This window comes from Burkholderia sp. AW33-5, assembly GCF_053427615.1.
Genome location: NZ_JBSAXA010000025.1, coordinates 17,339 through 41,609 on the forward strand (window position 1 = coordinate 17,339; position 24,271 = coordinate 41,609).

The 24,271-nt window shown below is 68.6% G+C and carries 25 protein-coding genes and 2 tRNA genes; 9 read left to right on the top strand and 18 right to left on the bottom strand.

Going from position 1 to position 24,271, the window contains the following annotated elements; genetic code table 11:
* The first annotated feature begins 4 nt into the window (after positions 1-4).
* Positions 5-976 (top strand): thymidylate synthase, encoded by a 972-nt coding sequence (locus ACV22V_RS27475; protein WP_059523845.1) that lies wholly within the window; start codon positions 5-7, stop codon positions 974-976.
* A gap of 104 nt (positions 977-1,080) precedes the next feature.
* On the opposite strand, the gene ACV22V_RS27480 is transcribed toward ACV22V_RS27475, so the two are convergent.
* Both ACV22V_RS27480 and ACV22V_RS27485 read right to left on the bottom strand, forming a co-directional pair.
* Complete coding sequence (locus tag ACV22V_RS27480; protein ID WP_448016073.1) at positions 1,081-3,606, bottom strand: DUF6600 domain-containing protein; 2,526 nt, start codon at positions 3,604-3,606, stop codon at positions 1,081-1,083.
* Positions 3,607-3,768: 162 nt separating this feature from the next.
* Positions 3,769-4,476 carry an ArsR/SmtB family transcription factor gene (locus tag ACV22V_RS27485; protein WP_448016074.1) on the bottom strand — a complete coding sequence of 236 codons (708 nt, stop codon included), beginning with the start codon at positions 4,474-4,476 and terminating at the stop codon, positions 3,769-3,771.
* 178 nt (positions 4,477-4,654) lie between these two features.
* On the opposite strand from ACV22V_RS27485, the gene ACV22V_RS27490 reads away from it, so the two are divergent.
* Together ACV22V_RS27490 and ACV22V_RS27495 are read left to right on the top strand one after the other, a co-directional pair.
* Positions 4,655-4,780, top strand: a complete 126-nt coding sequence (locus ACV22V_RS27490; protein ID WP_448016075.1) for a hypothetical protein — start codon at positions 4,655-4,657, stop codon at positions 4,778-4,780.
* 120 nt (positions 4,781-4,900) lie between these two features.
* On the top strand, positions 4,901-5,413 hold the full coding sequence (locus ACV22V_RS27495) for an acyl-CoA thioesterase (RefSeq protein ID WP_014897688.1): 513 nt from the start codon (positions 4,901-4,903) through the stop codon (positions 5,411-5,413).
* A 56-nt stretch (positions 5,414-5,469) separates the two neighbouring features.
* On the opposite strand, the gene fumC is transcribed toward ACV22V_RS27495, so the two are convergent.
* The 3 genes from fumC to ACV22V_RS27510 all read right to left on the bottom strand — a co-directional run bounded on the left by fumC (position 5,470) and on the right by ACV22V_RS27510 (position 8,743).
* The gene (gene fumC / locus ACV22V_RS27500; protein WP_448016076.1) at positions 5,470-6,864 is read right to left on the bottom strand and encodes a class II fumarate hydratase; all 1,395 of its coding nucleotides are present in this window, start codon (positions 6,862-6,864) and stop codon (positions 5,470-5,472) included.
* 142 nt (positions 6,865-7,006) lie between these two features.
* Entirely contained in the window at positions 7,007-8,395 is a 1,389-nt protein-coding gene (gene norM, locus ACV22V_RS27505; protein ID WP_059523779.1) for a multidrug efflux MATE transporter NorM, read from the bottom strand.
* A 129-nt stretch (positions 8,396-8,524) separates the two neighbouring features.
* The gene (locus ACV22V_RS27510) at positions 8,525-8,743 is read right to left on the bottom strand and encodes an RNA-binding S4 domain-containing protein (protein WP_006753074.1); all 219 of its coding nucleotides are present in this window, start codon (positions 8,741-8,743) and stop codon (positions 8,525-8,527) included.
* 280 nt (positions 8,744-9,023) lie between these two features.
* Here ACV22V_RS27510 and ACV22V_RS27515 point away from each other — a divergent pair, with 280 nt between their 5' ends.
* On the top strand, positions 9,024-9,434 hold the full coding sequence (locus ACV22V_RS27515; RefSeq protein WP_059523776.1) for a hypothetical protein: 411 nt from the start codon (positions 9,024-9,026) through the stop codon (positions 9,432-9,434).
* Positions 9,435-9,551: 117 nt separating this feature from the next.
* Here ACV22V_RS27515 and ACV22V_RS27520 read toward each other — a convergent pair whose 3' ends face one another.
* The 8 genes from ACV22V_RS27520 to fdxA form a co-directional block, all read right to left on the bottom strand.
* The gene (locus tag ACV22V_RS27520) at positions 9,552-10,328 is read right to left on the bottom strand and encodes a DUF4088 family protein (protein WP_059691068.1); all 777 of its coding nucleotides are present in this window, start codon (positions 10,326-10,328) and stop codon (positions 9,552-9,554) included.
* Between the two features lie 159 nt (positions 10,329-10,487).
* On the bottom strand, positions 10,488-10,826 hold the full coding sequence (locus ACV22V_RS27525) for an AzlD domain-containing protein (protein WP_448016077.1): 339 nt from the start codon (positions 10,824-10,826) through the stop codon (positions 10,488-10,490).
* Positions 10,823-11,596: an AzlC family ABC transporter permease gene (locus ACV22V_RS27530; protein WP_448016078.1), complete on the bottom strand. Its 774-nt coding sequence runs from the start codon at positions 11,594-11,596 to the stop codon at positions 10,823-10,825. Before ACV22V_RS27530 ends, ACV22V_RS27525 begins: the two co-directional genes overlap by 4 nt.
* Before the next feature lie 122 nt (positions 11,597-11,718).
* Positions 11,719-12,624, bottom strand: coding sequence for an AraC family transcriptional regulator (locus ACV22V_RS27535; RefSeq protein WP_448016079.1), 906 nt, complete (start codon positions 12,622-12,624; stop codon positions 11,719-11,721).
* A gap of 61 nt (positions 12,625-12,685) precedes the next feature.
* Complete coding sequence (locus ACV22V_RS27540; RefSeq protein WP_059523767.1) at positions 12,686-13,171, bottom strand: CreA family protein; 486 nt, start codon at positions 13,169-13,171, stop codon at positions 12,686-12,688.
* 107 nt (positions 13,172-13,278) lie between these two features.
* Positions 13,279-13,354: transfer RNA gene (locus tag ACV22V_RS27545), tRNA-Asn, on the bottom strand.
* A gap of 75 nt (positions 13,355-13,429) precedes the next feature.
* A tRNA-Asn gene (locus ACV22V_RS27550) sits at positions 13,430-13,505 on the bottom strand.
* Between the two features lie 101 nt (positions 13,506-13,606).
* Positions 13,607-13,930, bottom strand: a complete 324-nt coding sequence (fdxA, locus tag ACV22V_RS27555) for a ferredoxin FdxA (protein ID WP_006753067.1) — start codon at positions 13,928-13,930, stop codon at positions 13,607-13,609.
* A gap of 289 nt (positions 13,931-14,219) precedes the next feature.
* Between fdxA and pncB the strand changes: the two genes are divergently transcribed.
* The 5 genes from pncB (at position 14,220) to ACV22V_RS27580 (ending at position 20,197) form a co-directional block, all read left to right on the top strand.
* Entirely contained in the window at positions 14,220-15,419 is a 1,200-nt protein-coding gene (gene pncB, locus ACV22V_RS27560; RefSeq protein ID WP_059523765.1) for a nicotinate phosphoribosyltransferase, read from the top strand.
* A gap of 86 nt (positions 15,420-15,505) precedes the next feature.
* Positions 15,506-16,168, top strand: coding sequence for a LutC/YkgG family protein (locus ACV22V_RS27565; RefSeq protein ID WP_059523763.1), 663 nt, complete (start codon positions 15,506-15,508; stop codon positions 16,166-16,168).
* 52 nt (positions 16,169-16,220) lie between these two features.
* Positions 16,221-17,651: a sodium:proton antiporter gene (locus ACV22V_RS27570; RefSeq protein WP_223963183.1), complete on the top strand. Its 1,431-nt coding sequence runs from the start codon at positions 16,221-16,223 to the stop codon at positions 17,649-17,651.
* A gap of 81 nt (positions 17,652-17,732) precedes the next feature.
* A complete protein-coding gene (locus ACV22V_RS27575) occupies positions 17,733-18,722 on the top strand; it encodes a 2-hydroxyacid dehydrogenase (protein ID WP_059523843.1) in 990 nt (329 codons plus the stop codon).
* Positions 18,719-20,197, top strand: coding sequence for a DNA recombination protein RmuC (locus ACV22V_RS27580; RefSeq protein ID WP_059691071.1), 1,479 nt, complete (start codon positions 18,719-18,721; stop codon positions 20,195-20,197). Before ACV22V_RS27575 ends, ACV22V_RS27580 begins: the two co-directional genes overlap by 4 nt.
* Before the next feature lie 96 nt (positions 20,198-20,293).
* On the opposite strand, the gene ACV22V_RS27585 is transcribed toward ACV22V_RS27580, so the two are convergent.
* The 5 genes from ACV22V_RS27585 to moaA form a co-directional block, all read right to left on the bottom strand.
* Entirely contained in the window at positions 20,294-20,779 is a 486-nt protein-coding gene (locus tag ACV22V_RS27585) for an N-acetyltransferase family protein (protein WP_448016080.1), read from the bottom strand.
* A complete protein-coding gene (locus ACV22V_RS27590) occupies positions 20,776-21,051 on the bottom strand; it encodes a hypothetical protein (protein ID WP_006476519.1) in 276 nt (91 codons plus the stop codon). The genes ACV22V_RS27585 and ACV22V_RS27590 overlap by 4 nt, the downstream gene beginning before the upstream one ends.
* Before the next feature lie 37 nt (positions 21,052-21,088).
* Entirely contained in the window at positions 21,089-22,384 is a 1,296-nt protein-coding gene (moeA, locus tag ACV22V_RS27595) for a molybdopterin molybdotransferase MoeA (RefSeq protein ID WP_059691073.1), read from the bottom strand.
* A 105-nt stretch (positions 22,385-22,489) separates the two neighbouring features.
* The gene (mobA, locus tag ACV22V_RS27600; protein WP_448016081.1) at positions 22,490-23,107 is read right to left on the bottom strand and encodes a molybdenum cofactor guanylyltransferase MobA; all 618 of its coding nucleotides are present in this window, start codon (positions 23,105-23,107) and stop codon (positions 22,490-22,492) included.
* A gap of 28 nt (positions 23,108-23,135) precedes the next feature.
* The gene (gene moaA, locus ACV22V_RS27605; RefSeq protein WP_059691075.1) at positions 23,136-24,248 is read right to left on the bottom strand and encodes a GTP 3',8-cyclase MoaA; all 1,113 of its coding nucleotides are present in this window, start codon (positions 24,246-24,248) and stop codon (positions 23,136-23,138) included.
* Between the last annotated feature and the right edge of the window lie 23 nt (positions 24,249-24,271).

Below are 24,271 nucleotides of genomic sequence, written 5' to 3' on the forward strand. Positions count from 1 at the left end.
CCGCATGAAACAGTACCTCGACCTCGTTCGCACCATTCTCGACACCGGCACCTGGCAGGAGAACCGCACGGGCATCCGCACCATCAGCATGCCCGGTGCGATGCTGCGGTTCGACCTGCAGCAAGGTTTCCCGGCCGTGACGACCAAGAAGCTCGCGTTCAAGTCCGCGATCGGCGAACTGGTTGGCTTCCTGCGGGCATCGCGCAGCGCGGCCGATTTCCGCGCGCTCGGCTGCAAGGTGTGGGACGCGAACGCGAACGACAATGCGCAGTGGCTCGCGAACCCGTACCGCCAGGGCGTCGACGATCTGGGTGACGTGTACGGCGTGCAATGGCGCCAGTGGCCCGGCTACAAGGTGCTCGACGCGGGCGCCGACGCGCAGATCGCCGACGCGACGCGCCGCGGTTTCCGGATCGTCACGCGCTTCGACGAGGACGGTGCGCCGAAGGTGCTGCTGTACAAGGCGATCGACCAGTTGCGCCAGTGTCTCGACACGATCATGGAGAACCCGGCCGATCGCCGCATCCTGTTTCACGCGTGGAATCCGGCCGTACTCGACCAGATCGCGCTGCCCGCGTGCCATCTGCTGTACCAGTTCCTGCCGAACGTCACGAAGCGCGAGATTTCGCTGTGCCTGTACATCCGCAGCAACGACGTCGGGCTCGGCACGCCGTTCAACCTGACGGAAGGGGCCGCGCTGCTGTCGCTCGTCGGCCGGCTGACGGGTTACACGCCGCGCTGGTTCACGTACTTCATCGGTGACGCGCACATCTACGAGAACCAACTCGACATGCTGCAGCAGCAGCTCACGCGCGAACCGTACGACAGCCCGCGACTCGAGATCGCCGAGCGCGTGCCGGACTACGCGAAGACGGGCGTTTATGCACCCGAATGGCTCGAGCAGATCGAGCCGTCCGACTTCTCGCTCGTCGGCTACCGGCATCATGAGCCGTTGACCGCGCCGATGGCGGTCTGAGCCCCGGCGTTCGACGGCGGCGCGGGTTACGCGATCCGCGACAGATGGAATGAAGAAGGCCCGACCGGTATTCGCCGGTCGGGCCTTTCCGTTTCATCGGGCGGTTATTGGCGGTGCCGCTCCTCATGGCCGCCGGGCGGCGGATTGCTCGGGCGCGGCGCCTCGACGTGCGGCGCCGGTTGCGGCCGCGGTTCCATGCGCGGCGCGGGCATCGACGGCCGCGGCTCCATGCGCGGCGCCTGCGGCTGCGGCCGCGGCATGTCGTGCACGGCCGGCGCGGGCGGGCGGTACTCGTTCACGCGCGGCGGCGCGACCTCGCGCCGCGGTGCCGGTTGCGGGTATTCGGGGCGCGGTTGCGGTGTCGGGGCCGCCCGTTCGGGCCGCGGCTGCGCATGCTGGGCCGGTGCCGCGAAGTCAGGACGCGGACGTGGCTGCGGAATCTGCGCAGTCGTATCGATCCGTGGTTGCGGTAACGCGCGCGGCGTTTCCTGTCGCGCATCGGGTTGCGTGCCGTGCGCGGCTTCCGGATGCGGGACCGCCGCCGCACTGCGCACGGGCGGCAGGGCATTCTGTCCCGCTGCGTGGAGTGCCGTCGGCGGCGTCGGGCGCTGACGCTCCATCGGCGTGTGCGGCTGCATCCACGCGGGCGCGGGCGCCGCGGCAGCGTGCGTGTTGTCGTGCCCGGTCGGCGCGTTGGCGGCCGTCGGCGGGTGCGGGACGCCATTTCCGGCGCCGGGCGCCTGATGCAGAGCCGGATTGCCCGGCGCCTGCGGCGTGGCCCCGTTCGCGACGCGCGGCGCATTGGGGGCTTCGCCGTTCATCGGCCGCACGCCATTCGGCATGATCGGCATCGGGGCACCCGGCCGTGCGGCCTGTGCCTCTGCCTGTGCCGGCGCGGGCTGCCCGTCGCGCGGCGCGAGCGCCGGTTGCACGACGGGACCGTGCGGATTCACGAGCTGCACGTTGCGCATCGCCCATGCACCGGCTTTCGGATTGCCCGGAACGCGAACCGGGCGAGCCGTATAGTCGGCCGGCACATTCGTCCTCGCGACGGGCGCGCCCGCGCCCGGCACGCGCCCGCCTTGCCGGGCGAGATGCGCGGCCGCCTGGTCGCGATATGCAGCCGGCACCGCCGGATTGCGTGTCGCGACGAACGTGTGCTGTCCGATCGCCGCCGGCGGGCGGTAGCTGGCCGTGCGCAGTCCGCCGGTAAAGCTCTGGCGTACCGGCGCGATGCCGGGGGTGCCCGGCATCACGTGCGCATTGCGCCATTGCTGCGGATCGACGCGCTGCGAGAAGTGCGCGACCGGCTGACCGTGCACGAACGCGGATGCCGGCACGGCCGTGATCGCATGCGGCGCCCGGAAGTTCACGTACGTCTTGTTGATGTTCGTGATGTTGGTTACGTTGTTGATGTTCGTCACGTTCACGGTCTTGTTGACCGTCACGTTGTTGACCACGATGTTCCGGTTCACGCGATCGTAGTAATGCGGGCTCCAGCCACCCCAGCCGGGATGCCAGGGTTCGCCCGGGCCGAGTGCGAACCACGCGCAGCCGGCTGCGGCGACGCCGCCGACCGTCAGCGCGACGCTCCAGTCGGGACCGCCGCCTCCACCCACGAACGCGACGAGCGCCGGCGCGTAGACGGGCGGCTGGCTGACGACCATCGGGCCGGGCACCCACGCCCAGCTGTCGTCGACATAGGCCCAGCGGCCGTAGTGATAAGGCGCGAAGCCCCACGGCGCATCGTCGACCCACGTCCAGCCCCACGGCGCCTGCCAGATCCAGTGACCGTCGTGATACGGCGCCCAGTCGGCCGGCGTGTCGTTCGGCACCCAGACGTTGCCGTAATTCGGCGTTTCGCGCCAAGTACCGTTCGCGTCGAGGTCCTGATAGCCGGGAATGTCGCGCGATACGTAGCGGGCCGACACCGAGCGCTGCTCGGCCGCATCGCGGCCGGCGGCCCACTGGTCGAGCGCGTCGGGGGCCGGTGCGGCCGATTGCTGCGCGACCTGCAGGTCGGTGCCGGTGAACACGACCTGCTGCCCGGGCGACAGCGGATACTGCCCGTTGCTGCCGTAGACGGTCGCGCTGCCGCTGCGGACGGTGACCGTCGTCGTCTCGCCGTTCGGCGCGACATCGACGCGATAGTCGCCCGGGCCCGTGACGCCGAGCGCGAGATTGGGCGTATCGATTTCGTAGGTTCCGCCCGGCGGCAGATCGCGCACGTGCGTCGACACGGTGCCGAGCCCGACCTTCAGCTGCGTCGTGTTGTCGTCGAGGTTCAGAACCGACAGGCTCGTCGATTCGCCGAGACGCACCGCCGTCGAGCCGATGTGCAGCTCCGAGCGCGCGCCGGCATCGTTCCACAGCTGGTCGCCGGTCGTCAGCGGCCGGTTCACGGCGGCGTACGACCACGTATCGGTGCCGGCGGGCTCCGTCGTCACGGCACCCGACATGTAGTTGAGCCGGGCGACGCGGCTCGGCGGATCGCCGCCCGGCTGTCGGGCGGCGGCCGCATATGCCGCGGCCTGTGTCGCTTGCGCGAATGCGGAGGGCAGGGTCGCCAGCGTGGCGAACGCGAGCAGCGTGCAGCGGGCGGTTCGCTTGAGCGTGAACAGGGAGGCCATGATGAGCGTCTTCGTCGTTATCGCGGCGCGTCGATTCGTGCCGTTGAGTTCACAATATCCGCTCGGCCTGTTTCAGTGCTCGGTGTTTTGTAAGTCGAATGGCACGCGATGTAACAAAACCTGTCCATCGCGCGCCGTTGTCGTCCGGTCGCAATGTGCGCGTCAAGCGGACGTAAGCCAGTCGTCGAAAATCTGCTGTCCGGGCACGGTGACGCGCAGCACGCGCGGCCGCGCGGCACGCTCGATCCAGCCGTGCGCGCAGAAGCTGTCGAGGAGTGCCGCGCCCAGCGCGCCGCCGAGATGCGGACGGCGCTCGCTCCAGTCGAGACAGCCGCATGCGAAACGGCGGCGGCGCGTGCGCTGCTGTGCGACGTCGATGCCCCAGCGCGCGAGCGCCTGCGTGCCGAGCTCGGTGGCCTCGATCGCGTCGCCGTCCGCCTGCAGCCAGCCGCGCGCGGTGAGCCCGTCGAAGATGCGGACCGCGAGCTCGCCGGCCATGTGGTCGTAGCAGGTACGCGCATAGCGCAGTTCGGCCGGCACCGTGCGCGACGGCGGCGGCACCGGACGGTTCGGCGCGGCCGCGCGGGCCACGTTCGCGAGTGCCTCGAGCGATGCCGCGATGTCGGCCGACGCAAGCCGGTAGTAGCGGTGCCGGCCACGCACGTCGAGCGCGAGCAGGCCACCTTCGGTCAGGCGCGCAAGGTGCGCGCTCGCCGCGGACGGCGAGAGCCCCGCGATCATCGTCAGTTCGCCGGCCGGCCGCGCGCTGCCGTCCATCAGCACCCACAGCATCGCGGCGCGCCCGGGATCGGCGATCAGTGCGCCGATCCGGCTCAGGCCTGGAAAGTGGTGGTCGTCGTGATCGGTCATCGTCGTGTCTCGTCAGGCGGAATGACTGCAGTGTAGGCGCTGCGCGCATTCGATGTTTCGCGTTCGGATGAAATGTCGGATGCGGCGGGGCGGTGCGCGACCGGCGGTCGCCCGTCGCGCGCGCGTAGAATGACCCGACGCGGCGGCAGTGGGCCGCCGGATGCGACACGATGCAACGATGAAGACGATTTTCTGCCTGTTGGCGGCCGCGCTCCTCTGCGCGGCCTGTGCGCAGGGCGGCGCGGGGGGCGGCAGCCTCGAGATGTACGGGACGATCGACCAGGGGATCACGGTGCGCCGCTGACGGGCGCCGATTTCCGGCGCCGACGCCGGCTCAGCGGGTGGGGCGGGCGCCGCGACGTGTTGCCGCAGTGCAACGTATAATGCGCCGATTGCAGTGCCCCCGCCGCCTGGAGCTACCACGATGTCCCAACCGTCCCCCGTACCGGCCGCCCTCGACCGCACCGAAACCGTATTCCGCTTCCTCGCCGAGCCGTCGTCCGTGAACTTCGGCGGCAAGGTGCATGGCGGCGCGCTGATGAAGTGGATCGACGAGGTCGCGTATGCGTGTGCGGCGGTCTGGTCGAGCCGCTATTGCGTGACGGTCAGCGTTGGCAACATCCGCTTCCAGCGTCCGATTCTCGTCGGCAACCTGGTCGAACTGAAGGCGCGCGTCGTCGCGACGGGGCGCACCAGCATGCACATCCATGTGTCCGTGCATGCCGGCGATCCTAAGGGCGGCGTGTTGCGCCAGACGACCGATTGCCTCGTCGTGTTCGTCGCGGTCGACGAGAACGGCAACCCGGTGCCGGTGCCGCCGTTCGTGCCCGAGACCGACGAGCAGAAGGTGCTCGCCAAATATGCGGCCGACGTGCGCGCCGCGCTCGACAAGATCGTCGAGATGAAGCCCGAGGAAGTGGCGAAGGGCACCGTCTGACGACAGCGGGCGCCGCGCATGCGTGCCGCGCCCGTCATCGCGTCACCTCCCCGCGATTACCGCGCTCCGATCATCTCTTCGGGGCGCACCCACGCGTCGAATTCCGCCTCGGTCAGGTAGCCGAGCGCGAGCGCGGCGGCCTTCAGCGTCGTGCCTTCCTTGTGCGCTTTCTTCGCGATCTGCGCGGCCTTGTCGTAGCCGATGTGCGGATTGAGCGCCGTGACGAGCATCAGCGATTCGTTCAGCAGCAGGTCGATGCGCGCGCGGTTCGGCTCGATGCCCGCCGCGCAGTGGTCGTTGAAGCTCTGCGCGCCGTCGGCGAGCAGCCGCACCGACTGAAGCACGTTGTGCGCGATCATCGGCCGGAACACGTTCAGCTCGAAATTGCCGCTGGCGCCGCCGACGTTGACCGCGACGTCGTTGCCGAACACCTGGCAGCACAGCATCGTCACGGCTTCCGACTGCGTCGGGTTCACCTTGCCCGGCATGATCGAGCTGCCCGGTTCGTTCTCCGGAATCGACAGTTCGCCGAGCCCGCAGCGCGGCCCGCTCGCGAGCCAGCGGACGTCGTTGGCGATCTTCATCAGGCCGGCCGCGACCGTCTTCAGCGCGCCGTGCGCGAACACCAGCGCATCGGCGGCCGCCATCACCTCGAACTTGCTCGGTGCGGTCACGAACGGCAGCTTCGTCAGCCGGCCGATCTCGTCGGCCACGCGCACCGCGAACTCCGGATGCGCGTTCAGCCCGGTGCCGACGGCGGTGCCGCCGAGCGCGAGTTCGTACAGGTGCGGCAGCGCCGATTCGACGTGCCGGATGCCCTGGTCGAGCTGCGCGACATAGCCGGAAAACTCCTGCCCGAGCGTGAGCGGCGTCGCGTCCTGCAGGTGCGTGCGGCCGATCTTCACGATGTCGGCGAAAGCCTTCGACTTCGCGTCGAGCGTCGCGCGCAGCGTGCGCAGCGCGGGCAGCAGGTGGTTGACGATCGCGTAGGCGGCCGCGACATGCATCGCGGTCGGGAACACGTCGTTCGACGACTGGCCGCGGTTCACGTCGTCGTTCGGGTGGACCTTGCGTGCTTCGCCGCGCTCGCCGCCGAGCAGCTCGCTCGCCCGGTTCGCGATCACCTCGTTGAGGTTCATGTTGGTCTGCGTGCCGGAGCCCGTCTGCCAGACCGCGAGCGGGAATTCGCGCGGATGCTTGCCCGCGATGATCTCGTCGGCCGCGTCGATGATCGCGCGCGCCTTGTCGTCGGCCAGCACGCCGAGCGACTGGTTCACGGCGGCCGAGGCGCGCTTGACGATCGCGAGCGCGTGGATCAGCTCGGGCGACTGCTTCTCCGTCGAGATCCGGAAATTCTGCAGCGAGCGTTCCGTCTGCGCGCCCCAGAGCCGGTTGGCCGGCACGGCGATCTCGCCGAACGTGTCGCGTTCCATCCGAACTGCTTCGTTCATGATGCACTCCTCTTGGGAAGGGGAAAGGCCGCGCGTGGCGCGGCGTCTGGCGTATCGTGAGGCAGTCGCGCCGCTGGCGCGGCGTCCTTGGGTCTTCAGCCGACAAGCATAGCGCCGGCCGCGATTTCGCGTCGTGCCGAGTTCAACGCGTCGGCGCGACGAGCGACGCGGTCTTCCGGTGAAAGCGCCAAGCCATCAGCACGGCGACGCTCGCGAGGCCGGCCGCGAGCCCCCACCACAGGCCGCGCGCGCCGAGGCCGGCATGGAACGCCAGCCAGTAACCGGTCGGGAAACCGATGCCCCAGTAGCCGAAGGTCGCCGCGAGCATCGGGATGCGCGTGTCCCGCAGCCCGCGCAGTGCACCCGACCCGACGGTCTGCATGCCGTCGACGATCTGGAACACCGCGGCGATGCCGAGGAGCGACGCGGCCAGCGACACGGTCGCCGCGTTGGCCGGGTCGTCGAGTTGCAGATACAGGCCGACGATCGCATGCGGCGCGACGATCAGCACGAGCCCCGACAGCGACATGAACGCGACGCCGAGCCCGAGCGCGACGAAGCCCGCATGGCGCGCGGCGACCGGCTGGCCGGCGCCGACCCAGTAGCCGACCCGCACGTTGGCGGCCTGGCCGATCGCAAGCGGCACCATGAACGCGACCGACGCGACGTTCAGCGCGATCTGATGCGCGGCAAGCGACGTCGCGCCGAGCACGCCGATGGTGAGGCCGGTGGCGAGGAAGAGCGTCGATTCGACCCCGTACGTGATCGCCACCGGCCAGCCGATGCCGATCAGCTCGCCCATCATGGGCAGTTTCGGGCGGGCGGCGGTCACGAAATGACGGAACCGCTGGCGGCCGTGCAGCAGCCAGATCAGCGCGAGCGCGGTGAGCCAGATGGTGATGGTCGTCGCGACCGCCGAGCCGAGGAAACCGAGCCGCGGCAAGCCGAATGCGCCGTGGATCAGCCCGTAGTTCAGCACGCCGTTGACGCCGACGCCGCCGATCGACACCCACAGCAGGCGTCGTGCGGCGCCGATCGCCGGCAGGAATGCACGCATCAGTCCGACGCCGATCAGGCTGCCGAGCGCCGCGAACCGCAAGATGCCGGTGTACTCGCCGACGTGATGCGCGAGCGTCGGCGGCTCGTGGAACATCAGCAGGATCGGTTCGGACAGCGACAGCGCGACGATCGCCGGAATCGCGAGCAGCACGGACAGCACGAAGCCGGTCCAGTAGATGTGCGGCACGCGATGTTCCGCCTGCGCGCCGCGCGCATGCGCGACGCTCACGCTGATCGACGACAGCACGCCCTGCAGCACGGTCACGATGACGAAGAAGAAGTTGGCGCCGAGGCCGCCCGCCGCGAGCGAATCGGGGCCGAGCGAGCCGAGCAGCACCGTGTCGGTGACGCTCATCGCCATCTGCGAGAGTTGCGCGATCGCGAGCGGCGCGGCGAGGCGCGCGGTATCGGCGGCATGACTGGACAGCGACGGCGGCGCGGCGGCCGTCCGCGTAAGACCGGAATGCGACATGGAGTGAGCGCTCGCGCGGGTGCGGGCCCGCGCTGTCTGTATTTATTTTGAGAGACGGCTAGCTTACGGCTTTATTCGAACGGTGTCGAACGCGCGCGCCGATGGCCATGTCGCGGTCAGGGGGAACCGCTACGCGTCGTGAACCGCGATCCGCGTATCGCCGAACAGCACGACCTGACCCGCGCGGATCTTGCAGGTCTTGCGCAGCTCGACCACGCCGTCGACTTTCACCGCGCCGGACGCGACGAACATTTTCGCGGTGCCGCCGCTATCCGCGAGGCCGGTGATCTTGAGAAGGTTGTGCAGCTCGACGTATTCGCCGGTCAGCGTGAAATCCAGATTGGGCATGACGAAGGGAGCGCGCGATGCGCGGGAGGAATCGCCCCGCATCATACGGCACCGACGGCCGGCGCGCGAGTGCGGACGCTCGTGCAGGCCCGCGCGCCGCAGTTGTTAAGGACTGTGAGCGATTCGTCAGCAAATGAAACGGTGGGTAACAGTCTGAGAGATTCGAGAACCGGACGTGCGGCCCGCGGGTCTTTCGTCGTACCTGCTGCGCGTTGCGGCAGGGGACGCGACGGATCGCATCGACGCGGTCCGCGCCCACAACTTCTTGAGGAGGATTGTCATGTCCAAGATTCGTTCGATGCTGATCGGTGCCGCGCTGACGGCGTTCGCCACTTCGGCCGCATTCGCGCAGACGGGTGTCGCGGCACAGGGCACCGCAGGTGCCGGCGTGCAGGCGCAGGCGCCGGCAGCAGGGGCTGGCGCAGGTGCGGGCATGCAGGGTGATGCCGGCGCGAATGCGTCGGGCAATGCGGTCGGCGGCGCGACCGACGCGGTCGGTGCGGCAGCCGACGGCGCGAAGGATACGGCGGCGTCGTCGGTCCACTCGGCCAAGAAGCACGCGAAGCATGCGGCGAAGTCGGCCAAGCATCATGCCGGCACGGCAAAGTCGAAGGTGGGCGACGAGGCGGTCGAAGGCGGCGCGTCGGCCGGCGTGCAGGGCGGCGCATCGGCCTCGGGCGCCGCACAGTAAGCGGCCCTCCGACGTCGCACGACGTTCGCCCCGGACGGCGCGTCGTGACGGCGATCGATCGGCGGCCCGGTTCGCTTCGCGCGAGCCGGGCCGTTCTTCATGCGTGGACGCGGGCCGTCATGGCCGATGCTGTTCCTGGCCCGGTCCGGGCGCCGGTCGCGCGGCGGACGGCGTGAATACGCCGCGCAGCCACGCGGCAAGCCGCGCGAAAACGTCGTACGGCTCGTCGACGAAGATCTCGGGCTTCAGCAGCCGCAGGTATTCCATGATCTGCTGCGCTTCCTGTTTCTGGAACGAACCGTGCGCGAGCCCGAGCCGCAGCAGGCCGCGCAGTTCGCCGAGCTTGTCGCGCGCGGCGCTGCCGACGCTCATCTCGCACGCGAGCTTCGCCTCGTAGACGCGCTGGCGCAGCGATTCCGCAAGCCGCCATGCGGGCGTCTGCATCATTTCCTCGAGCGCCTGGATGTCGTGTACCGCACTCTTGATCTGCGCGGCGAGCGGATCGACGAGCGACGCGTCGCCCTGTGCTTCGGCGACGATCGCCTTGGCCCAGTCGCGGCACGCCTTCGCGAGCTCGTCGGGGGTCCATTCGGAGCGCGATGCGAAGCCGAAGCCGAATTCGCCGGCCTGCCGCATCAGGATCGCGACGACGTCCGGAAATTCCTTGTCGAGCGTGCGCTTCGCCCACGCGTACTGGCCGCCCTCGAGCATCCGCTGCACGGCATGCTCGGTCAGCGGCACCATGTTGTCGAGCAGCTTGGCGCGCAGGAAATCCTCGAACGACGGCGTCGCGAACTGCGGGTCGAGTTTCAGCGACACGCGCACGAATGCGTCGTAGTCCTTGCGCAGGGACGCAAGCGTGTCGTCCTTGAGGGAAAGGGTGATCTGGCCCATGAATCGTCTCGATGGCGGCCCGCGCGGGCCGGCGGCCGACATCGCGCACCGGTGCGGGCGCAGCGTCGACGGACCGGTTCGCGCCGAGGCCGATGGCGGGTCTTCCTACCCGATATCGGCGCGCCAGGCGAAAACTTGAGCGCGGCCGGCGACGTTCGCTCAGGCCGGCAGCCAGTGCGGCATCACGATCCCTTGCCAGAAGAAGAACACCGCGAGCCCGACCGCGATCGTCACGAGCGGCCGGCGTGTCGTCGCCGACACGAGCACGGCGACGAGCGCGCCGACGAGCTGCGGATTGCGCCAGGTCAGTTCGGCCGTGCCGCCGTGCGGCGAGACGGTCATCGGCACGATGATCGCGGTCAGCACGGTGACGGGCACGAAGCCGAGCGCGGTCCGCACGAGCGGCGGGAAGGTCAGCCGCTCGCCGAACAGGAACAGCGTCGTCCGGATCGCATAGGTGATCATGGCCATCCCGAGGATTAGCAGCGCGTAGCTCACGATGCGGTCTCCGTGCGTGAGGCGGTGCGCGAACGCTCGTGCCGCAGCGTCAGCGCGACGCCGACCGCGACGCCGGCGGCGACCGCGCCCAGCAGCCCGAGCTTGTACGGCCAGCCCTGCCAGAAGTACGCGAGCGTGCCGGCGGTCGCGGCGGCCGCGAAATAGCGCAGCGTGCCGAGTTGCGGAACGACGATCGCGATGAATGTCGCCGCCATCGCGAAATCGAGGCCGAGCGACTGGAGGCCCGGGAAGGCCGCGCCGAAACCGATGCCCGCGAGCGTCCAGACCTGCCAGTTCAGGTACATCGCGAGGCCCGAGCCGAAGAAGTAGTGGGGGCCGATCGCGCCGGGCGGGAAGTGCCGGTAGTGCGCGTAGGCGACCGCGAACACCTCGTCGGTCATCAGCGCGCCGAGCGTCGCGCGCCAGCGCAACGGCAGGTGCGCGACATACGGCGCGAGCGTCGCGCTGTACAGCAGGTGACGCAGGTTCACGATCAGCGTCGTCGCGAGCACGACGACGAAGCTCGTGCTGCCGGCGATGAGGCCGAGCGCGATGAATTGCGCTGAGCCCGCGAACACCGCGAGCGACATCAGCGCGCCGTGCCATGCGGCGAGCGGGCCGCCGCCGACCAGCGTGCCGAAGATCACGCCGAACGGCGCCGCGCCGATCATCATCGGGATCGTGTCGCGTGCGCCGTCGAGCCATTCGTTGAGCGGGCGGCGGGGCGGGGATGAAGGTGTGGGTGCAGGTTTCACAGGGCGCGTCTCCATGCAATGCAGGATAGCGGTGCGCTGCCCGTGGCGGCTTGTACGTTCTTGCGCACGCGGCGCCGGCGGCGCAATCTGCGTGCCGGTTGCCGCGTATCGTCGAATGCAGGATGGGCGTGTGAGCGTCAGCGCGCCTGCCAGCGTCCGGGCGGCACGCCGAACATCCGTTTGAAATGCCGGGAGAAGTGACTCTGGTCGACGAAGCCGCTGGCCGCGGCGACGTCGGCGATCGACACGCCCGCGCGCAACGGCGCAAGCGCGCGTTGCAGCCGCAGCTGGTTGCGCCACGCATGCGGCGGCATCCCGATCGTCCGGGTGAACAGGCGTGCTGCGTGGAACGGCGACAGCCCGGCGGCCTGCGCGACGTCGTCGAGCGTGACCGTGCACGTGAGATCGGCGGCGAGCCGCTCGCGCATCGCGTCGACGCGCGGCTCGTCGGCCGCGAGCGCCGCCGGCTGCAGCCGCGCGTCGGCATGGCGCGCGATCAGTGTCGACAACGCATCGAGCATCGCCGTTTCGGCGGTGAGCGGATCGTAGACGCGCGGTGCCGCGGCGGCCGGAGCGTCGGCGGCCGGCTGCTCGTGCGGATGGAACGGCGGCATGCACTCGCTGCCGGCCTCCATCATCCGGTGAGCCAGCGCGAGCCGTGCCGCGAGATCGGCGTCGCGGATCACGTCGGACGGGAACCATGGCGCATCCTGCGGGCGCCCCGCCATCGCGCTCGCGAGCGCGCGAATGTAATCGACCGGCACGTAGCTCACGCGATAGCACCAGCCTTCGTCGGTCGCGCGCGAGCCCGTGTGCACCTCGCCGGGATTGATCACGGGCACGGTGCCCGTTTCGGCGACATGGCCGCTTCCGCGACAGGTGTAGCGCTCCGCGCCCTCGAGGATCACGGGAATCGTGTACGCGTCGTGCCAGTGCGGCGCGAACGTATGGTCGCGATAGGTCGCCGTGAGCAGGTCCGCGTCCGGCAGCAGCGGCGTGCGCCAGTAACGTGCGGAGTCCGGAAGAAGGCGGGTGGCGGACATGGTCGGGCGCGAGGGCGGTCGAATCGACAGTGTATCGCTCGAGCGCCCGGCCGGCTCGGGCTTACTTGACCGGAATCGTCGTGCCGGCCGGCATCGGCACCGCGGTCACGGCGTTCTTCGGGCTGCCGCTGACGATGCGGTCGCTGTAGGTCAGGTAGACGAGCGTGTTGCGCTTCTTGTCGACCACGCGCACGACGTGCAGCGTCTTGAAGATGAACGACATCCGTTCGCTGAACACATCGGTCTGCTGCTTGAGCGGCTCCTTGAAGCTGAGCGGGCCGACTTGCCGGCACGCGATCGACGCTTCGCTCGGATCCTCGGCGACGCCGAGCGTGCCCTTGATCCCGCCGGTGCGCGCCCGCGACACGTAGCAGGTGACGCCCGTCACGAGCGGATCGTCATACGCTTCGACGACCACGCGGTCGGAGCCCGTCACGCGGAAATGGGTGTTGACGCTGCCGACTTCCTCCGCGTGCGCGAGCGGCGCGGCGGCAAGGGCGGAGAGCAGAAGGGCGAACGGCGCAGCGGAAAGGAGGCGGTGCTTCATCGATGGAACCGGATGCGAATGCGGGACAGAAACTCTAGCATGCGCGGCGGTGACCGACGGGCGCCGGAAAAACAAAAGGCCCGTCGAATGACGGGCCTTTCGCTGTCTGGCTCCCCGACCTGGGCTCGAACCAGGGACCTACGGATTAACAGTCCGGCGCTCTACCGACTGAGCTATCGGGGAATAAATCGGTACATCTGCGTGCTTGTTTGGTGGCCAACAAAAAACCCGTCCACCTTCAACGGGCTCTTGCGTTTTTGGCTCCCCGACCTGGGCTCGAACCAGGGACCTACGGATTAACAGTCCGGCGCTCTACCGACTGAGCTATCGGGGAACAAACAACAACAGCAGAGAAACGAGATTGTATGGAGCGTTCGCTAACCTGTCAACACTTTTGAGCGGCGACGTGCAAAATATTTTGCGGCGCCGCTGCGATCAGCGTTCGAGCAGGTGCAGCTTTTCCTGCACGTCCTTCCACTCGTCCGCGTCGGCCGGTGCCGGCTTCGTCTTCGTGATGGACGGCCAGTTCTTCGCCAGCTCGGCGTTCAGCTCGGTGAACTGCTGCTGGTCGCCCGGAACGTCTTCTTCGGCATAGATCGCATTGGTCGGGCACTCGGCGACGCACACGGCGCAGTCGATGCACTCGTCCGGATCGATGGCGAGAAAGTTGGGACCTTCACGGAAGCAATCCACCGGGCACACATCCACGCAATCCGTGTATTTGCACTTGATGCAGCCTTCGGTCACAACGTGAGTCATTAAAACGCTCCTGCTTGGCGGTATATATGGGGTGGCGTTTGCGCCAAAAGCGGCATTGTAACTGAAGCGCAAAACCCGCATGGCGTGGTCGGCTTTCCGGCTTATATCATTTCGTGATTAGTTTATGGGGCCGACCGTGGGCGCGGTGCGTGCGGCCGGCCGCACGACGCGGCGGGGAAGGGGGAGGCGGTTTCACGATGGTCGGGCCCGCATTCGGGTAACATGGCCGGCAGACCGGGCGGCGCGCGGTGCGCTGGGGCCCTGTCACGATACTGGCGGTGCCGTAATCATGATCATCACTTCGCTGCTCGACACGGATCTCTACAAATTCACGATGATGCAGGTCGTCCTGCATCACTTTCCTGCCGCAAACGTCGAGTACCGGTTCCGGTGTCGCACGCCCGGCGTCGATCTCGTCCCGTACATCGACGAGATCCGCGACGAGGTGCGCGGCCTGTGTTCGCTGCGCTTCACCGACGACGAACTCGACTACCTGCGGCGCATGCGCTTCATCAAGAGCGACTTCGTCGACTTCCTCGCGCTGTTCCACCTGAACGAGAAATACATCTCGATCACGCCTTCGCCGAAGGGCAACGGCGAGATCGACATCGTGATCGAGGGGCCGTGGCTGCACACGATCCTGTTCGAGATCCCGGCGCTCGCGATCGTCAACGAGGTCTATTTCCGCAACACGCAGCGCGAGCCCGACTATCGCGAAGGCCGCGAACGGCTGCGCGAGAAGATCAAGCTGCTCGGCGCGAAGCCCGAGTTCGCCGACTGCAAGATCGCCGACTACGGCACGCGCCGGCGCTTCTCGAAGGTGTGGCACGAGGAGGTCGCGCTGACGCTGCGCGACGGGCTCGGGCCGCAGTTCGCGGGCACGAGCAACGTGTTCTACGCGATGAAGCACGGCCTGACGCCGCTCGGCACGATGGCCCACGAATACCTGCAGGCCTGCCAGGCGCTCGGCCCGCGGCTGCGCGATTCGCAGACCTACGGTTTCGAGATGTGGGCGAAGGAGTATCGCGGCGACCTCGGGATCGCGCTGTCGGACGTCTACGGGATGGACGCGTTCCTGAACGACTTCGACATGTACTTCTGCAAGCTGTTCGACGGCGCGCGCCACGATTCGGGCGATCCGTTCGAATGGGGCGAGCGCATGCTGCGCCACTACGAGGCGAACCGCTGCGATCCGCGTACCAAGGTGCTCGTGTTCTCGGACGCGCTGGACATCCCGAAGGTCATGCAGCTGTACGAACGGTTCCGCAACCGCTGCAAGCTCGCGTTCGGCGTCGGCACCAATCTCACGAACGATCTCGGCTACGTGCCGCTGCAGATCGTGATCAAGATGGTCCGCTGCAACGGACAGCCGGTTGCGAAGCTGTCGGATTCGCCGGGCAAGAGCATGTGCGACGACAAGGCGTATCTCGCGTACCTGCGCCAGGTGTTCGGCATCGCGCAGCCGGTCGACGAGGACGCATCGCAGTAAGCGTCGGCCAAGCGGCCAGGTGCGTCGCGGCGAGGGCGGCCGGTATAATCCGACGGTATTGCACGCCAACGTCACGAGGACCGTTCATGGACACTTCCGCTGCCCGTCGCCAGATCCTCGCACGCATTCGCGCGGCGCAAGGACGCGCGCCCGAACCCGATGCAGCGGAGCGCGACGGCGTCGCCGACTATCTCGCCCGCCATCCCGAGGGGCCGCGCCCGCCGATGCCGGCCGACCTCGTCGCCGCATTCGTCGACGAAGCGGCTCGCTTGTCGACGACGGTCGACGAGGTCGCGACGCTGGCCGACGCGCCGGCCGCCGCCGCCCGCTATCTTTCCGCTCACGGCCTGCCGATGCAGGCCGTCGCGTGGCGCACGCTGGCCGAGCTCGACTGGGCCGGCGCGGGCCTGTCGGTCGAATGCCGAAAGCCGCGCGACGGCGATCTCGTCGGCCTCACCGGCTGCTTCTGCGCAACCGCCGAAACGGGTTCGCTGGTGCTGCTGTCCGGCCCCGACACCTATGCGTCGGCCGGGCTGCTGCCGGAGACGCACATCGCGATCGTGCCGGCGTCGCGGATCGTCGCGGGCCATGAAGACGCATTCGCGCTGATTCGCGCGGAGCGCGGCGAATTGCCGCGTGCGGTCAATTTCGTATCGGGCCCGTCGCGCACGGGCGATATCGAGCAGACCATCGTGCTGGGCGCGCACGGCCCGTACCGCGTTCACGCGATCGTCGTACGCGGCGCATGACGCGCGCACCTGATCCATCCTCACTCGACTCACTCGCACAAGGAAGTTCTGCATGAAACGACATGCCGCCTGGGCGGGCATGGCGTCGGGAGCCGCGCTTGGCGCCGTTCCCGCGCTTGCATCGGCCGCCACGCTCGACGGTGCCACGCTGTCCGCACTCTGGGGCATCCCGTTCGCCGGGATCCTGCTGTCCATCGCGGTGTTCCCGCTCGTCGCGCCGGTGTTCTGGCATCACCACTTCGGCAAGATCGCCGCGGCGTGGGCGATCGTGTTCCTGGTTCCGTTCGCCGCCGCGTTCGGTGCGGGCACGGCGTTCGGTACGCTCGTGCACGCGCTGCTCGAAGAGTACATCCCGTTCATCGTGCTGTTGACGGCGCTCTATACGGTCGCCGGCGGCATTTGCGTCAACGGCAACCTGCACGGCACGCCGAAGCTGAACACCGCGATCCTCGCGCTCGGCACGCTGCTCGCGAGCGTGATGGGCACGACGGGCGCCGCGATGCTGCTGATCCGGCCGCTGCTGCGCGCGAACGATAACCGCAAGCACGTCGTGCACGTCGTGATCTTCTTCATCTTCCTCGTCGCGAACGCGGGCGGCTCGCTGTCGCCGCTCGGCGATCCGCCGCTGTTCCTCGGCTTCCTGAACGGCGTGAGCTTCTTCTGGACGACCACGCATCTCGCACTGCCGATGCTGTTCATCTGCGCGGTGCTGCTGACGCTTTTCTTCGTGCTCGATACGTACTTCTACCGGAAGGCCGGCGAGGAGCGGCCGGCCGCACTCGACCCGACGCCCGACGGCGGCGCGCTGTCGATCGACGGCAAGGTCAACTTCGTGTTGCTCGCGGCCGTGATCGGCCTCGTGCTGATGAGCGGCGTCTGGAAGCCGGGCATCTCGTTCGACGTGTGGGGCACGCACGTCGCGCTGCAGAATCTCGTGCGCGACGTCGCGCTGGTCGTCGTGGCGCTCGCGTCGCTCGCGCTGACGCCGCGCTCGGCGCGCGAAGGCAACGCGTTCAACTGGGCGCCGATCGAGGAGGTCGCGAAGCTGTTTGCGGGGATCTTCGTGACGATCGCGCCGGTGATCGTGATCCTGCGCGCGGGTGCGGACGGCGCGTTCGCCCAGATCGTCCATCTCGTCACGGGGCCCGACGGCAAGCCGATCGACGCGATGTATTTCTGGGCAACCGGCCTGCTGTCGTCGTTCCTCGACAACGCGCCGACCTACCTCGTGTTCTTCAACCTCGCGGGCGGCGATGCGCAGGCGCTGATGACGACGGGCGCGACGACGCTCGCCGCGATTTCGGCGGGGGCGGTGTTCATGGGCGCGAACAGCTACATCGGGAATGCGCCGAACTTCATGGTGAAGGCGATCGCGGAATCGCGCGGCGTGAAGATGCCGAGCTTCTTCGCGTATCTCGGCTGGGCGCTCGTGATCCTGGTACCCGTATTCCTGCTGACGTCGTGGATTTTCTTCCCGGCGTAGGCTGACGATTTTCAACCAAGCGCGGACGGCTCCGGCGGTGCACGATGTGCCGCGTGCCGGCCGCGGCATGCGGAGATGGCGATGCAGAAGATCCTGGTCGCACGTCCGATCTTTCCGGACGTGATCGAACGGCTCGAGCAGTATTTCGAAGTCGACTGGAACAATGGCGACGCGCTCGCCCCCGACGCGCTCGCCGCGCGCCTCGCGGACAAGGACGGCGCGCTGACGGCGGGCGACCCGGTCGGCGCGGCCGCGCTCGCGGCAGCGCCGCGCCTGCGCGTCGTGTCGAACATGGCGGTCGGCTACAACAATTTCGACATGGCCGCGTTCAATGCCGCGAACGTGCTCGGCACCAACACGCCCGACGTGTTAAACGAATCGACCGCGGATTTCGGCTGGGCATTGATGATGGCCGCCGCGCGGCGGATCGCCGAATCCGAGCACTGGTTGCGCGCCGGACACTGGCAGAAGTGGGCGTATGACGGTTTCCTCGGCAGCGACATTTACGGCTCGACGCTCGGTGTCATCGGGATGGGGCGCATCGGTCAGGCACTCGCACGGCGCGCGCGCGGCTTCGGGATGCAGGTGATTTATCACAACCGGTCGCGGGTCGCGCCCGAGATCGAGGCCGAGCTGAATGCCGAATACGTGTCGAAGGACGACTTGCTGGCGCGCGCCGATCACGTCGTGCTCGTGCTGCCGTATACGAAGGAGAACCATCACACGATCGGCGCGGCCGAGCTCGCGAAGATGAAACCCACCGCGACGCTGACCAACATCGCGCGCGGCGGCATCGTCGACGACGCGGCGCTGGCCGCCGCACTGCGCGACAGGACGATCGCCGCGGCAGGCCTCGACGTCTATGAAGGCGAACCGAGCGTGCACCCGGCGCTGCTCGAGGTGCCGAACGTCGTGCTGACGCCGCACATCGCGAGCGCGACCGAGAAGACGCGCCGCGCGATGGCGAACCTCGCGGCCGACAACCTGATCGCCGCGCTGGGCGAAGGGCCGCGCGCGGGGCAACCGCCGAACCCGATCAACCCTGACGTGATCGGGAAGCCGCGCGCATGACGACGATGTTGTTGCTGGCGACGGTCATCGTGCTGGCCGTCGCGCTCGCGGTGGCGATCGTCGCGATCGTGCGCGGCGGCGGCCGCCACGACGATGCGGCCGTGCTCGGCGACCAGATCGAGGACGCCGCGCACGCGCAGGCGCTCGCGGTCGAGCGGCTCGAGCGCGAGCTGCGTGGCGAGATCGTCGAGAACGCGCGCGGCTCGCGCACCGAGCTGGCTGGCAGCTTCTCGCAGCTTCAGCAGACGCTCGCGACACAGCTCACGAGCATCGCGACCGTGCAGAACAATCAGATCGAGGGTTTCGCGCAACAGTTGGGCAAGCTCGTCGCCGGCAACGCTCAGCAGTTCGATGCGATGCGCGAGAGCGTGCAGCGTCAGGCGCAGCAGGCGCGCGAAGAGCAGACGGTCGCGCTGCGGCTGTTCGGCGATACGCTGAACCGGCAGCTCACGCAACTGACCGAGGCCAACGATCGCCGGATCGGCGAAGTGCGTGCGACGCTCGAGCAGCGGCTGAAGGAAATCGAGACGAACAATGCGGCGAAGCTCGAGGAGATGCGCCGCACCGTCGACGAGAAGCTGCATGCGACGCTCGAACAACGGCTCGGCGAATCGTTCAAGCTCGTGTCGGACCGGCTCGAGCAGGTCCACCGCGGGCTCGGCGAGATGCAGACGCTCGCGGCCGGCGTTGGGGACCTCAAGAAGGTACTGACGAACGTGAAGACGCGCGGCACCTGGGGCGAGGTGCAGCTCGAGGCCTTGCTCGAGCAGATGCTCACGCCCGACCAGTATGCGAAGAACGTCGCGACGGTGCCGAAGAGCAGCGAACGCGTCGAGTTCGCGATCCGGCTGCCGGGGCGCGATGCCGGCACGCGCGACGCGCCGCCGGTGTGGCTGCCGATCGACGCGAAATTCCCGCGCGAGGACTACGAGCGGTTGATCGACGCGCAGGAGCGCGCCGATTCGGTGGCGGTCGAGGACGCGGCCCGTGCGCTCGAGGCACGCGTGCGGATGGAAGCGCGCACGATTGCGGAGAAGTACGTCGCACCGCCGCATACGACCGATTTCGCGCTGCTGTTCCTGCCGACCGAGGGGCTCTATGCGGAGATCCTGCGCCGCCCGGGGCTGACCGACCTGCTGCAGCGCGACTATCGTGTGACGGTGGCCGGTCCGACCACGCTGACCGCGTTGCTGAACAGCCTGCAGATGGGTTTCCGCACGCTCGCGATCGAGCAGCGCTCGAGCGAAGTGTGGCAGGTGCTCGGTGCGGTGAAGACCGAATTCGGCAAGTTCGGCGATGTGCTCGCGCGCACGAAGGCGCAGCTCGAAACGGTCACGCGCTCGATCGAGGCCGCCGAGCAGCGCACCCGCGTGATGAACCGCAAGCTGAAGCAGGTCGAGGCGTTGCCGGGCGAGACGGCGGCCGGGCTGCTCGGCTCGGACGCTGCCGACGGCGCCGATGCGGACGATGCATGACGCATCACGTATTCAGCCGAAGCCGGCTGGAACGAAAAACGGGCGCCTTGGCGCCCGTTTTCCTTTGCAGCACCGACCGGCGTGGCCGGCCCGCGTTCAACGTGCGGCGAGCGTGTTCAGCGCATCCCCGGTGACGCGCACGATTCGCCATTCCGGCAGCACGGTCGCGCCCATCTTTTCGTAGAAGTCGATCGCCGGCTGGTTCCAGTCGAGCACCGACCATTCGAAGCGAGCACAGCGGCGCTCGACGGCGAGTGCCGCGAGGTGCTGCAGCATCGCGGTGCCGAGGCCCGTGCCGCGCTGCGACGGCTGCACGTACAGATCCTCGAGATACAGGCCGCGACGGCCGAGGAACGTCGAATAGTTGTGAAAGAACAGCGCATACGCGACGATCGCGCCGTCGCGCTCGGCCACCAGCGCTTCGGCGGCGGGGCGCTCGCCGAACAGCGCGTCGGCCAGATCGGCGTCGCTCGCGACGAACAGGTGCGTGAGCTTCTCGAACTCGGCCAGCTCGCGCATCAGCGCGAGAATCGCACCGACGTCGCGCGTTTCGGCCGAGCGGATCAGCGGCGTGCCGCTCACGCTTCCTCCGGCGGATCGGACAGCACGATCTCGATGCCGCCGAAGCGCGACGCGACCCAGTTGTACGCGTGGCAGGCGATCCACAGCAGCACGAAACCGAGGATCGCGTTCAGCAGCAGCGCGCTCAGGATCGTGCTCAGTTCGACCATCCCGTAGCGGATGTACGCGACCAGGATGCCGAGCAGCACGATCGGCACGCTGAACGTCAGGTAGACGAGGATCAGCGCCTTCGCGGTCTGCCCCGCGGCGATCGACGAGATTTGTTTCTTCATGTGCGGATTGCCCCCGTAGAGATATACCGATTGGAATTCAGATCAAGCCGTCGAGCGGCAGGATGTCGACCGGGGCGCCCGCGTCGACTGCCGCGGAATCGTGGCCCAGGACGATGAAACAGTTGGCGGCCGCGAGGCCGCTCAGCGATGCGGAACTCTGCGAACCGGCCGGCGCGACGTGCCACTGGCCGTCGGCGTCGCGCGTCGCGACGGCGCGCAGGTATTCGGTACGGCCCGGGCGCTTTTTCAGCGCCTGCGTGCTGCGTGCCGTGTACATCGCCGGCGGTGGCGCATGCGCGCCGGCCAGCGTCAGCAGCGCGGGGCGCACGATCGCGTAGAACGTCACGGCGGATGCGACCGGATTGCCGGGCAGCCCGAAGAACAGCACGTGGCCGGCGCCGTCGGCCGCAGGCGCGAGCGTGCCGCACGCGAGCGGCCGGCCGGGCCGCAGCGCGAGGCTCGCGAAGGTCACGTCGCCGAGCCGCGCCATCACGTCGCGCGTGAAATCGGCTTCGCCGACCGACACGCCGCCCGACGTGATCACCGCGTCGGCCTGTGCGGCGGCGGCATCGCGCAGCGCGCGTTCGAGCGCCGCCGGATCGTCGCGGACGATCCCGAGATCGAGCGCGTCGATGTGCAGCCGTTCGAGCATCGCGACCAGCATCCCGCGATTGCTGTCGTACAGCGTGCCGCGATCGAGCGGCTCGCCGGGTTCGCGCAGTTCGTCGCCGGTCGAGAACACGGCGACGCGCACGCGGCGGCGCACCGTGACTTCGCGCAACCCGAACGATGCGAGCAAGCCCAGATCGGACGGGCGCAGGATGCGCCCGGCGGCAAGCGCGCAGGCGCCGCGGGCGAGATCCTCGCCGGCCCGGCGGCAATTTGCGCCGCGCGTGACGTCGTGCGCGGCGAAGCGGATGACGTCGCCGTCGACGCGCACGCGTTCCTGCGGAATGACCGTGTCGCATCCGGCCGGCATCGGCGCGCCGGTCATGATGCGGATGCACGCACCGGGCGCCACGGCTCCGTCGAACGGATGGCCGGCGAACGCCGTGCCGGCGACCGTCAGCGCGATGTCGGCGGCCGATGCAAGTGCGTGCACGCTGCCGTCGAATGCATAGCCGTCCATCGCCGAGTTGTCGTACGCGGGAATGTCGAACGGCGCATTCACGTCGGCCGCGAGCACGCGGTCGAGGGCGTCATGCAGCGGCACCGTGTCGCACGCGTCGACCGGCACCGCGAACCGGCACGCGAGCGCCTGCGCGTCGGCGAGCGACAACGGGGCAGCGGAATCGGGTGCGGTTCGGGAGGCGGGCGAGGATTGCGTGATCATCAGTCTGACTGCGCCGCAAGGCGTATCGGGTTCGTGGCCGGTGGCGCGCGGAGGGCGCGGGAGCGCGAAGGCGCATGCGGCGGGCGGGAGCGGATGCCGGGGCCGTCAACGGCGGGCAAGCGCGGCAAGTTCCTGCCAGGAGTTGGCATTGTAAAACGCACGCTCGTCGCAGAACTCGACTTCGACCGTCTTGTGGCGTGCGTACCACGCACGCACCTTGCGCTCGCCGGCCGCGAGCCCGGCCGCGAGGTCGTCGGCGAGCGACGTGCGCAGCAGCGCGAAGGTCGGCTGCGGCGAACGTGCCTGTTGCGCGTCGACGATCACCGCCATCGCGATGTCGGCCTGCTGCGCATCGAGCGCCGCGTGCAGCCGTGCGACGAGGTCGGTCGGCAAATAGGGCGTATCGCACGGCGAGCACGCGACGAGCGGTGCGCGCGCCGCGCGCATGCCGGCGAGCAGACCCGCGAGCGGGCCGGGGAAATCGGGTGTTTCGTCCGGCACGATGCGCGCGTCGAACGGTGCACCGAGCTCGGCATAGCGATCGATGTTGCGATTCGCGCTGATCAGCGTCTCGTCGACCTGCGGCGAGAGCCGGCGCAGCACGTGCAGCGCAAGCGGCGTACCGTCGAGCAGTAGCAGACCCTTGTCGGCGCCGTCCATGCGCGTCGCGCGCCCGCCCGCGAGCAGCAGGCCGGTGACGGAAGGCGAGGCGGAAGCGGACATCGCGGGAAATCGGGGCGGCGGGCGCGCGTCAGCCGCCGATGTACGACATTTCTACGCGCTTGCCGGCATCGTGGGGCGCCGCGTCGGCGGCCGCGCTGCCGCGCAGCTGCGAATAGCGGTCGGTGCGGGCCTGCCAGATGCGGGCGATCGCGGTCGCGATTTCGGCGTCGCTGGCGCCGCCGCGCACGAGGGCGCGCAGGTCATGGCCAGTCGACGCGAACAGGCACAGGTACAGCTTGCCTTCGGTCGACAACCGCGCGCGCGTGCAGTCGCCGCAAAATGCCTGTGTGACGCTCGAGATCACGCCGATTTCGCCGCTGCCGTCGGCATAGCCCCAGCGCTGCGCGGTTTCCGCCGCCGTGTGCGGCTCGAGCGGCACGAGCGGGAACTGTTCGGCGATCCGTGCGACGACGTCCGCGGACGGCAGCACTTCGGTCATGTTCCAGCCGTTCGACGTGCCGACGTCCATGTATTCGATGAAACGCAGGATCACGCCGGTGTCGCGGAAGCGCTCGGCCATCGGCAGGATCTCGCTGTCGTTGGTGCCGCGCTTCACGACCATGTTGACCTTGACCGGCGCGAGGCCCGCGGCCTGCGCGGCGAAGATGCCGTCGAGCACGTCGGCGCTCGCGAAGTCGGCGTCGTTCATGCGCTTGAACAACGTATCGTCGAGCGCGTCGAGGCTGACCGTCACGCGCGTGAGGCCGGCATCCTTCAGTGCGCGCGCCTTGCGCGCGAGCAGCGAGCCATTGGTGGTCAGCGTCAGGTCGAGCGGACGGCCGTCATGGGTCGTCAGGCGCGCGAGGCGCTCGATCAGGAATTCGAGGTTCTTGCGCAGCAGCGGTTCGCCGCCGGTGATCCGGATCTTTTCGACGCCGTGCGCGACGAACAGCCGCGCCACGCGCTCGATTTCTTCGTGCGTGAGCAGCGCGCTGTGCGGCAGGAACGGGTAGTTCTTGTCGAACACGTCTCGCGGCATGCAGTACACGCAACGGAAGTTGCAGCGGTCCGTCACCGAGATGCGCAGGTCGCGCAGCGGCCTGGCGAACGTGTCGGCCAAGGCGCCGTCGGGGGTATGCGCGACGCCGGAGATATCCGGCATCCCGCTGACGTCGGCGAGAGGAATGATGCGTCGGGACATGTTGAAAGAAGTGCGAGCCAAGC

Bases quoted from the DNA above. Each gene is read 5' to 3' on its own strand.
- ACV22V_RS27590 (WP_006476519.1), bottom strand. From the start codon at position 21,051: ATGAAGAAACAAATCTCGTCGATCGCCGCGGGGCAGACCGCGAAGGCG.
- ACV22V_RS27480 (WP_448016073.1), bottom strand. From the start codon at position 3,606: ATGGCCTCCCTGTTCACGCTCAAGCGAACCGCCCGCTGCACGCTGCTC.
- ACV22V_RS27515 (WP_059523776.1), top strand. From the start codon at position 9,024: ATGTCCAAGATTCGTTCGATGCTGATCGGTGCCGCGCTGACGGCGTTC.
- ACV22V_RS27575 (WP_059523843.1), top strand. From the start codon at position 17,733: ATGCAGAAGATCCTGGTCGCACGTCCGATCTTTCCGGACGTGATCGAA.
- pncB (WP_059523765.1), top strand. From the start codon at position 14,220: ATGATCATCACTTCGCTGCTCGACACGGATCTCTACAAATTCACGATG.
- ACV22V_RS27490 (WP_448016075.1), top strand. From the start codon at position 4,655: ATGAAGACGATTTTCTGCCTGTTGGCGGCCGCGCTCCTCTGCGCGGCC.
- fdxA (WP_006753067.1), bottom strand. From the start codon at position 13,930: ATGACTCACGTTGTGACCGAAGGCTGCATCAAGTGCAAATACACGGAT.
- ACV22V_RS27540 (WP_059523767.1), bottom strand. From the start codon at position 13,171: ATGAAGCACCGCCTCCTTTCCGCTGCGCCGTTCGCCCTTCTGCTCTCC.
- ACV22V_RS27530 (WP_448016078.1), bottom strand. From the start codon at position 11,596: ATGGAGACGCGCCCTGTGAAACCTGCACCCACACCTTCATCCCCGCCC.
- ACV22V_RS27565 (WP_059523763.1), top strand. From the start codon at position 15,506: ATGGACACTTCCGCTGCCCGTCGCCAGATCCTCGCACGCATTCGCGCG.
- fumC (WP_448016076.1), bottom strand. From the start codon at position 6,864: ATGAACGAAGCAGTTCGGATGGAACGCGACACGTTCGGCGAGATCGCC.
- ACV22V_RS27475 (WP_059523845.1), top strand. From the start codon at position 5: ATGAAACAGTACCTCGACCTCGTTCGCACCATTCTCGACACCGGCACC.
- norM (WP_059523779.1), bottom strand. From the start codon at position 8,395: ATGTCGCATTCCGGTCTTACGCGGACGGCCGCCGCGCCGCCGTCGCTG.
- ACV22V_RS27520 (WP_059691068.1), bottom strand. From the start codon at position 10,328: ATGGGCCAGATCACCCTTTCCCTCAAGGACGACACGCTTGCGTCCCTG.
- ACV22V_RS27580 (WP_059691071.1), top strand. From the start codon at position 18,719: ATGACGACGATGTTGTTGCTGGCGACGGTCATCGTGCTGGCCGTCGCG.
- moeA (WP_059691073.1), bottom strand. From the start codon at position 22,384: ATGATCACGCAATCCTCGCCCGCCTCCCGAACCGCACCCGATTCCGCT.
- ACV22V_RS27535 (WP_448016079.1), bottom strand. From the start codon at position 12,624: ATGTCCGCCACCCGCCTTCTTCCGGACTCCGCACGTTACTGGCGCACG.
- ACV22V_RS27510 (WP_006753074.1), bottom strand. From the start codon at position 8,743: ATGCCCAATCTGGATTTCACGCTGACCGGCGAATACGTCGAGCTGCAC.
- ACV22V_RS27495 (WP_014897688.1), top strand. From the start codon at position 4,901: ATGTCCCAACCGTCCCCCGTACCGGCCGCCCTCGACCGCACCGAAACC.
- ACV22V_RS27485 (WP_448016074.1), bottom strand. From the start codon at position 4,476: ATGACCGATCACGACGACCACCACTTTCCAGGCCTGAGCCGGATCGGC.
- moaA (WP_059691075.1), bottom strand. From the start codon at position 24,248: ATGTCCCGACGCATCATTCCTCTCGCCGACGTCAGCGGGATGCCGGAT.
- mobA (WP_448016081.1), bottom strand. From the start codon at position 23,107: ATGTCCGCTTCCGCCTCGCCTTCCGTCACCGGCCTGCTGCTCGCGGGC.
- ACV22V_RS27570 (WP_223963183.1), top strand. From the start codon at position 16,221: ATGAAACGACATGCCGCCTGGGCGGGCATGGCGTCGGGAGCCGCGCTT.